The organism is Streptomyces sp. NRRL WC-3549 (assembly GCF_000721935.1).
Lineage (GTDB): Bacteria > Actinomycetota > Actinomycetes > Streptomycetales > Streptomycetaceae > Streptomyces.
The window spans coordinates 12170-21946 of the sequence record NZ_KL585424.1; the positions used below are offsets into that span (position 1 = coordinate 12170).

Genomic DNA, 9777 nt, shown 5'->3' on the forward strand with positions numbered 1-9777 from the left:
GTCGGGGTGTCTGCAAGCTCTGACGGTAGCAGCGGGCTCCGCTCCAGCTGGGCGGGCCCAGACGCTGCCTCGGGGGTTCGATCACGGGACAGAGCCGAGGTAGTCACTGCATGGCACGACGTCTGCAGCCCCTGCGTCGAGGTGGGGCTCCCGAGGCTTCGTCTGGTGGTTGAGCGATGCCCACCCTGGCGGTTCGAGGGGCGGGAGCGCCTACCTCAACGTCTGTGGGCTGTCCAGGGCGGTCAGGCATAGCGTCCGACGCTGATTCAGACGCTGTCAGTGTCGTGCCCGACACTGGGGGAGGCGCTGTCACGGGTTCTGATGTGGAGGTAGAGGGATGGCCAACGATGCCGTGCAACTCGAACGACAAGTCCGGTTCGCCTTGGACACCCTCGCCGAGACCAACAGCCACCACGAGTTCGAGTTGCTGTGCCTCGGCCTGGCGCGCCGGCGAATCACCAGCAATCTGCACCCTGCGACCGGGCCTGTCAGCAGCGGGGGCGACCAAGGGCGGGACGCTGAAAGCCACTGGACGAACATTCCACGCGACCTGCCGGGAACCTCAGTCTTCGAAGCGTTGGCTTCAACGGAGCGCGTGGTGATGGCTTGCACCATCCAGAAGACCAAGGTGCCGGCGAAGATCCTCAAGGACCTCGGTTCGATCTGCGGCCAGGGCACATCCGTCGACCGGGTCATCTACTTCACGGTCACTCCCGTCCCCTCCGGCAAGCAACACAAACTGATCGAGGAGGCGGCACGCACGCACCAGGTAGAGCTGGACATCTGGGACGCAGCGGCACTCGCTGTGCACCTTGCCGACCACGACCTGTTCTACCTTGCCGTGCAGTACCTTCACCTGCCGTCCAACCTGGCCCCCGCCCTACCGGAGACGGCCGGTGACCTTCCCGACTGGTACCTCGAGGCCCGCCAGCGATGGCGCGAGCGTGAAGAGCCCGCTTGTACGCTGGGTGACCTGATCGACCTGAAGGCGCCTCTGCGTCACGCCACGTTCCACGCCGAAGCCCGCGCTGATCTGCCCGACTGGCTCGGCCACACCCGGGCGCTGCTCAACGCCACGCCAGGAACACAGACGGCGCTTCGAGCCCGCTACGAGCTTGTGGTTGCGACGCTCCGGGGCCTGGAGACGATGCTGCCGGTGGACGACTTGGCACGCGACATCTTCACCCGGCTGACAACGGATGACGCACTCAACGATCCCGGCCTGCTCGAGGACGCCGTCGTACTGCTCGGCTACACCTTCGGGGCCCTGATGCGCGGACTGACCGCCGTCACCTCGGACGAACTGCGCACCTGGCAGCGCGAGCTTCAAATGAAGACCGACCGTCTCCTGGAAGAGGGTCCCGCGCCCAACGCCACGGCACACCTACTCGCCCTGAGGGCCCGACTGGCGCTGCACCCGAAAGTTCCCGTCGGCCTGAGAAGGACCCAAAGCGACCTGCCCAGCGTCGCAGAGGTCACCGCGCAGGTCCGTGAGGCGATGGCGGGCGGACAACCTCTGCCCGCCTTCGAGACTCAGCCGGCCTTCACCGACATCGACACAGGCATGCAGACCCTGGCCCGGCTGGGGCGGCACCTTGATGACGCACCGCTGTTTCCGGTCGAGCACGTCGCCGACATCTTCGACCTCCTTGCGCCTGCACTGGTGGACCACCCGCTGTACAGGGAAGTCCGAGACCTGCTCGACATGGCAACCGACAGGATCGCCGGCCAATCGGCCCGAGGCGAACGAGCACAGGCCCGCGGCCTAGCTTTGGTCAAAAACGACCGCCTCCTCGAAGCACTGCGAGAGATCCACGAAGCCAAGCTCAACTGGTGGTACGGCGAGACTCTCGAGGGAGGACTGACGATGTTGCTACTGTGCTCACGGATCTACAGCGAGCTCGGCCTGGCCATGGCGGCCAAACAGTGCGCATTGGCCGCCGCTGCAGCTGCGAGGTCCGCACCCGACCAGGAACTGATGCGTTTCGTCCCGCGAGGCATCGTCCTTGCTGCCGAATACGACCATCAGGCCGGGAACTGGCTGTCCGCGACCCATCTGTTCCGCATCGGTCTGATGGCACAGAACGTCTATCTCGACGAGCCGTTCAACGCTGAGCGCTACCCGTACGTCTGGGACATGATGGCCAACCAGGCCCTCACGATGAACGCTGCGCTTGCCGTGCGCCCCCGATTCGCCTCCATGCTCCGCGAAGCCATGGCATCAGTGGGTTTCGCCACTGCCATCGACGAGATCGTCGCCTCGATCCCGAGCGAGCCTGCTGCGACCGAAGACATGTACGCCAACGAAGCAGACGCCCAAGGAGTGGGCAGGCCATTCAGCGACGCCGGCCCGAAGCGCCGCTACACCTGGAGTGCGCTGGGCGTCGACTGGGAGATCACCTGTGCCAACGACCGGCTATCGGTCCTGGCCGCCGAGCGCTTTACCGCAGCAGTACAGGTACTTGTCGCCGAGATGGCCACCCGCGACCCTCTTCTCCTGCCCGGCCGGCTTGCAGTCGAGGTCCATGCCGAGATCGTAGCGACGTTCGACCGGCACGACGGCTGGGGGCAAGTAACCGACCCAGAGGCCAACCGGTGGATTGTGCGACTTGCTGCGGTCGACAGCCAGGACTTGGAAGCAGGTCTTAAGGACTTGACCGCTGCAGCAGTGAGTGTGCTGATCTCTCAGTCGCTACTGCCCAACGAGGCGTTTATGAAGCTCATCGAGGAGAGCTTTGCCGCTGGCCTGTGGCACAAGCTTGTCGCCGGCCGCCCCTATGACGAACTGGCCGACTTCCTCAGCTCGAGCAACTACGAAGCCATGGCAGCCCTGTCCGAACCAGCCGTCGGCGCCGCCACAGCCCTCAATGGCCGGCCTAAGTCGGCCGCTCTTGAACCCAAGAGCGGACCTGGCCCTGGGTACAACCACAGCACCGCGCTCGAGGACGTGCGCCACCGTTACGCCGCTCTCGTCCCTATCATCCGCTACACGCTGCCGCGCCTGAGCGCTGACCGGGAATTCATACGCACTGTGGTTTCGCTGCGAGAGCAAGGGTGGAAGGACTGGCACCTGCTGACCGCCATCGCCAATTTCGTAGGAAACTGTCGACTTGAACGGCGAGGACTTCGACCTGCTCCCAACGACTCTGCTGAGCGCCACATCCGGCTCAAGGCTATCGTGATGGCGCCCGAGCTTCCCGATGACGAACCCGTGCCGACCCAAGACTTCACATTGAGCGCTCTCAGGTCACACTTGCACGGCGCAGCTCTGGCAACAGCCAGCAACCTGGGTCTGGTCGTCCGCAGCAGCAGCCTCCAACCTGAAGTGCTGCTTCGTGTGCTCGGTGACCGGTATGGGTACTGGACCGATGACATCGAGCACGCAGACATGTTCGTCTCGCGCCCGCTCTCCACCACCGGCGACGACAACGCAGCGGCAGTGTCATGATCCGGGAAGCGTCACGCAGACACCGGGGCTCGGGACAGCGGGTAGCCTAAGTCAGCGCGTACCGACTGCAGTTGTCGCTCTGCGAGGCAACCGACGAGGCATCAGCTTTCAGTTCTAGGAACGTTAAGCCCTCCAGAACCAGGGCATCGACCTCCTGATGCTCTGGAACCTGCCGGGTTGGGCGGGATGGGGTTGCGTTACGGTACCGCTCACCAGGGGGTGGGAAGTGACAGCACACGAGCGACTGCCGGGCATCAAGAAGCTGGCGGCGGAAATCAACCAGGTGCGGACCCAAGGAAAGAACACCGTCCGCAAATCCGCGGATTTCCTGCACAGTAGCGCGGAGCGAATTTCCCAGTACGGTTCCGTAGAGGACCTGGCAGCAGCCGAACTCGACGAGGACGCCCTGGCACGTGCCAGCGCGTTTCACCTCACTTCCATCAGAGCCGAGCTGGCCCGGGAACTATGGTCACGCAGAGTTTTCCTTGGCCCCGAGGTACTGGACCGACTGCTCTACCGAGCAGTAGCGATCGACCGTGCAGCAGATCCGGTACTCAGATGCCTGGAGATCGTGCGTGACCGTCAGCTGGCCCGCCCCGGCATGGTGGTATTTCCTGTCCATTCCTTCGGACTACTTGCCGGCGGGCTGCTGCGGTTTCGCACCGCCCGATCCTGGATCTTCTCACCCGCTGGCTCCGGGATCGCGCTCTTTCCTCAGACCAATCGCTGGAGTAGGACCCGCGAGACCCTCGACGCGATACGCAGTGTCCTCGGAGTACGCAAGCACCTCCCACTGGAGTTGCTGGAGCACTGGCGGCGCAGTCGTCCCGTGGGCTGGCTCGAAAAGAACCCGATCATGGTGATCGCCATTTCTACGGCTCCGGGAAGTTACTACGACACAGAACCTTTGGTTCTTGGTCGTCTGCGCGCTGCAAGCGCGCTTGCCTGCCTGCTCGCCGCCGTGCAACCCCCGAACGACATGCGCAGCGGGTACCTGTTCAGCTCGGCGCGCGTCAACAACCAGGAGACCCTGGACATCCACCACTACCTCAACCTCTTTGACAGCCCGGCAGACCGCCGTGCCCTCGACGGGGACTGCGTCCCGATCGGGCTACGCAAGGCCGCCCTGGCGGAAATCAGCGAGCTCAACGTTGAGATCGACCCCCGCTACTGGGCGCGTCGCCGAGATTTCGCCGAGGCAGCACGGGAAGCAGTTGACGCCGTCTATGACGGCTACATGCGGCACGCGATGCTGCGCAGACCTGCCGCCAAACCTGATGGGCTGAGCAAGGCCTACACCAAACTCCACGATTCGCTGGCCTACTTCCGCCGCTCCTTTCACGAGTCTGACGAGGGCTGGTCGCAGATAGTGAGCCTGGCCGTGGCGTTCGAGATGATGCTGACTGACGGCGCCAACACAGGTGCCATCGCAACGAAACTGCAGAGAAGAACGAGGCTCCTCCTGCGTGGACAGCCCGGCGTCCTCGGCTACGCCCAGGCCGTGCACGACCTATACAAGCAACGCAACAGCGTCGTCCACGCCGGTGTCGTCACATCCGGTGTCGACCTGGCGCAGGTGCGACGCGGCTTCGCTTTGTGCTTCGTTGAGCTCGCTCGTCGCAGCGTGCTGACAGCACCGTCGGCAGAAGAGCCGATGCGCGTGCTGATCGGCGACACGGACTGATACGCATCGGTCCGTGTCGGTTCCTGCATGGTGGGTCCTCCCCGCAGTGCTGGCTGTCCCGTAGGCAAAGGGAGTCGCCAACGAGTAGAAGGACACAGAGTGATGCACCACGTCGGCCCGCTCGCCGCCCCACACCCACCCCAGATTCATCGCGATGGGAAGAGAGCCGACCGACACGGCCTGTCCATTCGTGGCGGGCATCGAACCAGGTGCGGTGAATATGCGTGGTCACAGCAGTGAAGACCTCGGGGGCGTCCGTCACGCCGCCAGCATGAAGACAGACGTTGCCTCGTGCCGTGATGGGGACTGCTCGAAGCTTAGTCGTCGCAGCTGGAGGACCAGGACGACAGGCTCCAGAGATATGCCGAGCGCGCGGATACACCCCCACTCTTGCCGGTGGGCGAGGCGCTGTGACAAAGACGACCGTCGTCCGCCGCCGGATCCGTCCTTGTCACTGGGCGGGCGTCGGCACCTGACATCACGCTGCAAAAGGCCGAGCGAGACCGGGAGCAGAGGGTACGAAGCAGATAGAACCTGCCTAAGGTGGTCAGAGGTGTGGCGGCGGTGGCGGCCGGTGAAGAATGAGGCTTGACAGCACCACTGCGATGTACGAAGGCGGCATGGATTCTTTCGACTTGGGACGCCTCACAGACCACGACTTCGAGGTCGTCTGCCGGGATCTTTTCGGTGAGATTCTCGGCGTGCCGCTGGAGCTCTTTCCACGTGGCCGGGACCGGGGGATCGACCTGCGTCACACGGCCGTGGACGGGACCGTGACGGTCGTCCAGTGTAAGCACTGGCCCAAGGCCGCGCAGGCGATGCTGACGAAGCGTCTGATCAAGGACGAGCTACCCAAGGTCCGCGCGCTGAAGCCGGACCGGTACCTCATCGCCACGAGCGTGGGCCTGACCGTGGACGGCAAGGACTCGATCCGCGACGCGTTCGATCCCTACGTACACACCACCGGAGACCTCTACGGTGTGGACGAGATCGTCGCCGAACTGCAAAGCAGACCCGAACTGGTCCAGCGCCATTTCCGTCTCTGGCTGAGCGGCACTGCCGTCCTGCAGACGGTGCTGAACCAAGAGAAGCACGTGCGCTCGTCCTGGCTGGGCAAGCGCATTCCGCGTACGGCGGACACCTTCGTGCCGCACGAAGGCTTCGACCGGGCGAAGGCCATCCTGGACGAGCAGCATGTCTGCGTCATCGCCGGGATTCCGGGAGTGGGCAAGACAACGGTGGCTCTGATGCTCGCCGCGTGGCTCATGGGCAACGGGTACGAGGTTCACGAGATCTCGCAGGACGCTGAGGAGATCACGGCGCTGTGGCGCGAGGACACGCCTCAGCTGTTCCTTTACGACGACTTCCTGGGCCAGACGACGCTGGAGTCTCAGCTCAACAAGAACGAGGACGCCCGCCTCATCGACATCATCCGGGAGATCCAGGAGGCTCCGGACAAAGCGCTGGTGATGACGACCCGTGACTACATTCTGGAGCACGCCCTGCTGAAGCACGGCAGGCTCGGTGCCCCGGACGTCTCAAAGGCGACCAGCGTCGTTCACCTCACCGACCTGAGCCTCGGTGTCAGGGGCCAGATCCTCTACAACCACGTCCATTACGCGCAACTGCCCGCTGAGCAGAAGCGGCCGTTCGCCGAGCGGGCGGTGTGGCAGCCGATCGTCGAGCACCGCAACTTCAGCCCCCGGCTGATCGAGGAGACACTCCGGCTCGCCGCCCGACGGGAGCAGGACGTCGCTGCCGCCGTACGGAAGAACCTCGACGATCCCCGACGCATCTGGGAACGGATCGTGGAGAACGATCTGACCGACGAGGCGGTGCATCTGCTCGAAGTCCTCTTCACTCTGCGCACGGCCACATTGGACACGCTGAACGAATCCTGGTCCTGGTACCGCAAGGAACGTGGGCTGGAGGCAGACGTCCGGACCTTCCGCAGGGCGCTGCAGGTGCTGGACGGCACGATGGTCGCCGTCGAACAGCGCACTGTGTCCTTCCATAATCCGTCGATCGCGGACTACCTCCGCTTCCATCTCAACACCGGGCGGGCCTCGATGGCCGCGCTCCTGGGCGCGCTGGTCGATCCGGTGCAGATTCACAGCCTGATCGACGCGGCCGAAATGGCGGATGGGGCCGGCATCCTCGCGCAGCTCAAGGCGGAAGCCGCACGGACCGAGTCCGCGGTGCTGGAGACGGCGGAATTCGTCGAGTGGTCCCCTGAAGTCGCGGACGAGAGCGAGGCGTCTAACCTGACGTGGATCCTGGAGGCTGCCGAACTGCTGGGCTCCGTTCCGCTGGCGGCGCAAGTCGTCAAGGAGACGGGCCCGGGTCACTGGCGAGGCGAGCACGCCGAGCACCTCGTCAGTTTGGTGCACGCCATGGCTGGCAGCCCGCTCCTTGCTCAAGAGGACGTGGCGCGCTGTGCCAGTGAGGTGGCGGACGCGATCCGGCTGGAGCTTGCGGAGCAGGTGGAGGACGGCGACTGGTACGGGGCCATCTGCCTCTACGAAAACCTGCAGGAGATTCCCGGCGGCTCACTGAGCGGCCCTCCTCTGAAGGCCCTCGTTGAGTGCGCGCTCGACGCGCTTCACCTGGTCGCCGGCGAGGATGAGTCCATGCTCGACGCTGACCCGCTGGATAGGCTGCTGCAGTTCTTGTTCGACCAAGGCTACGAAGGCGGCGAGGACGACGAGTCTGCCGAAGACTTCGCCACCATCCAGAAGCTGGTCGACGGGTTTGCCAAGTTTCGCGACATGCCACGCTTCGCGCCCCGCCAGGAGACCGCCGCACCAGGCCCGTACAGCAATGAGGAGCGGGACCGAGAGGTCATCACCGAGCTGATGAAGAGGCTGAGAGACCCGGACATGATCCCCGACGCGTAGGGAGCCCCGGCCCGTAGTGCCCTCGTGCCGACGGAATCAGCAGCGTCGCAACGTGAAGCAGCGACGCGGTCTCGGGTCCCTCACACTGGCTGGCTGTAAGCCCTGGGCAGGACATGTGATCCCAATGACGATGACGCCGAGCACACTGAGGCTGATGCACCGGAGCCTGTTGTAAATGTTACCCAGCCGTCGATGTCGCCCTTTTGCCCACTGCTACTTGCACTCCAGCAGGTACCGGCGTTCGCCGTAGCGGGCGGACAGGTCGGTCAGGTGAGGCTGTGCGATGCCGGGGCCGAGCTTCACGGCGAATCGGGCGAGCTCGAAGGCGCGAAGCAACAGCTTCTCGAGGTCTTCGCCCAGGCCCCCAGGTGATGTCCCGCTCGTGCCTGGATCCGAACTGGCCGATGTGTTCTCGAGGCGCCGGTCAGCGAGACCGTCCAACACCTCCTGCCCCCCGGCGACCACGCATTTCGCCGCTGTCTCATCGAAGATGCCTCCCGGCAGAACACCCGAGACGACACCCTGTGCCACCCCCTCGTTCTCAACCGCTGGCGGGACCAGCTCAATGCCGCCATCGCCGCTCTGGCCCCGGCAGCGGAGAACCCCACAACCCGGCACCTCCACTACCTCGCACCCGCCGGAAACCCCCCGTTACCTACTGAGATTTAACTCGTGGTGTCGTCATGAGGATCTGATGGTCAGGTCGGTCTCGGTGAGGCAACCATCGATGAGGTTGCTGCGGTACTGGATGTGCCGTAGGCCGCTCCGGAGGGTGCGGATGAGGTGTTCTGGCGTGGAGAAGGCGACGTTGGAGAGCCAGCCGCGACGTAGCAGGGACCAGATGCCTTCGACGGGGTTGAGGTCGGGTGCGTAAGCCGGCAGGTAGAGGATGGTCAGCCAGTCCCGGGAGGCGGCGAACTCCCGAAGACCTGCGGCCTTGTGCACGTTGAGGTTGTCCCAGATGAGGAGTATCGGGCCGCCGAGCTGTTGGTGGGCTGCGATCAGAAGGTCCCGGTAGTCGCGCCAGGAGAAGCTCTTGCGCCCGTCACGTCGGCCGTCGTCCCGTCGCGGCCGGTAGATCAGCCGGGATCGGTGGCCGGGTTTGTAGCAGGTCAGCGCGGCGATCGATATACGTCTGCGAGACCGGCCGCGGACCCGCACCACCGGGGTCCGGCCGCGGTGGGACCAGGTCCTTGCTTGCGACGGCGTCATGGAGAAGCCGGCTTCGTCCTCGAAGACCAGCCAGGCTCCACGAGCCGCCGCTAGCCTTCCGCGCGGGGCCACACCTCCTTGACCCACCCGGCCACCGCGTCATCATCGCGCTCCATGGCACGCCGGGCCGGGACCTGGCAGGACCAGCCGTTACGCACCAACAACTTGCGCACGCCCTGGACCGTGTAAGTGAGGTGGAAGCGCCTTCCGATCACCGTCTTCACACGGCTCAGAGTCCAGCGCTGGTCCTCCCAGCCGTGCGCGGCCGGCCCTTTGGCCAGCTCCGACTCCAGCTGAGCGAACTGCTTCTCGCTCAGTCGCGGCAGTGATGCGGGCCCCTGCGAGCGCAGGGCTCGTGGACCGCTCTCGGCCCATACCTGACGCCATCGCTGCACCGACCGGACGCTGACCCGCAGATCCCTGGCGATCGCTGAACGGGCCTTGACCCCTGATGTTGGACACACGAGACACTGGATCCTGCGGATCTGAGGACGGACATCTCGTGGTCATGAAGAACTACCCGCCGGAGTTCAAGG

At 64.7% G+C, this 9777-nt stretch carries 5 protein-coding genes; 3 read left to right on the top strand and 2 right to left on the bottom strand.

All coding sequences use genetic code 11. The annotated features are described in order from the left end of the window. Positions 1-337 precede the first annotated feature (337 nt). The 3 genes from IH13_RS0127485 (at position 338) to IH13_RS0127500 (ending at position 8029) form a co-directional block, all read left to right on the top strand. Complete coding sequence (locus IH13_RS0127485) at positions 338-3448, top strand: hypothetical protein (protein ID WP_031088669.1); 3111 nt, start codon at positions 338-340, stop codon at positions 3446-3448. Between the two features lie 226 nt (positions 3449-3674). After that, entirely contained in the window at positions 3675-5132 is a 1458-nt protein-coding gene (locus IH13_RS43610; protein WP_158791330.1) for a HEPN domain-containing protein, read from the top strand. 620 nt (positions 5133-5752) lie between these two features. Next, the gene (locus tag IH13_RS0127500) at positions 5753-8029 is read left to right on the top strand and encodes an nSTAND3 domain-containing NTPase (protein ID WP_234433409.1); all 2277 of its coding nucleotides are present in this window, start codon (positions 5753-5755) and stop codon (positions 8027-8029) included. A gap of 213 nt (positions 8030-8242) precedes the next feature. Here IH13_RS0127500 and IH13_RS0127505 read toward each other — a convergent pair whose 3' ends face one another. Beyond that, positions 8243-8560, bottom strand: a complete 318-nt coding sequence (locus IH13_RS0127505) for a hypothetical protein (protein ID WP_158791332.1) — start codon at positions 8558-8560, stop codon at positions 8243-8245. Positions 8561-8710: 150 nt separating this feature from the next. After that, positions 8711-9726, bottom strand: a protein-coding gene (locus tag IH13_RS46220) for an IS630 family transposase (RefSeq protein ID WP_420713405.1) whose coding sequence is annotated in 2 segments (ribosomal slippage) — positions 8711-9330 and positions 9330-9726 — 1017 coding nt in all. Because the reading frame shifts where the segments join, the coding sequence is not laid out codon by codon here. Positions 9727-9777 lie beyond the last annotated feature (51 nt).

Coding starts and splice junctions, on each gene's coding strand:
- IH13_RS0127485 (WP_031088669.1), top strand. CDS start 338: ATGGCCAACGATGCCGTGCAACTCGAACGACAAGTCCGGTTCGCCTTG.
- IH13_RS0127500 (WP_234433409.1), top strand. CDS start 5,753: ATGGATTCTTTCGACTTGGGACGCCTCACAGACCACGACTTCGAGGTC.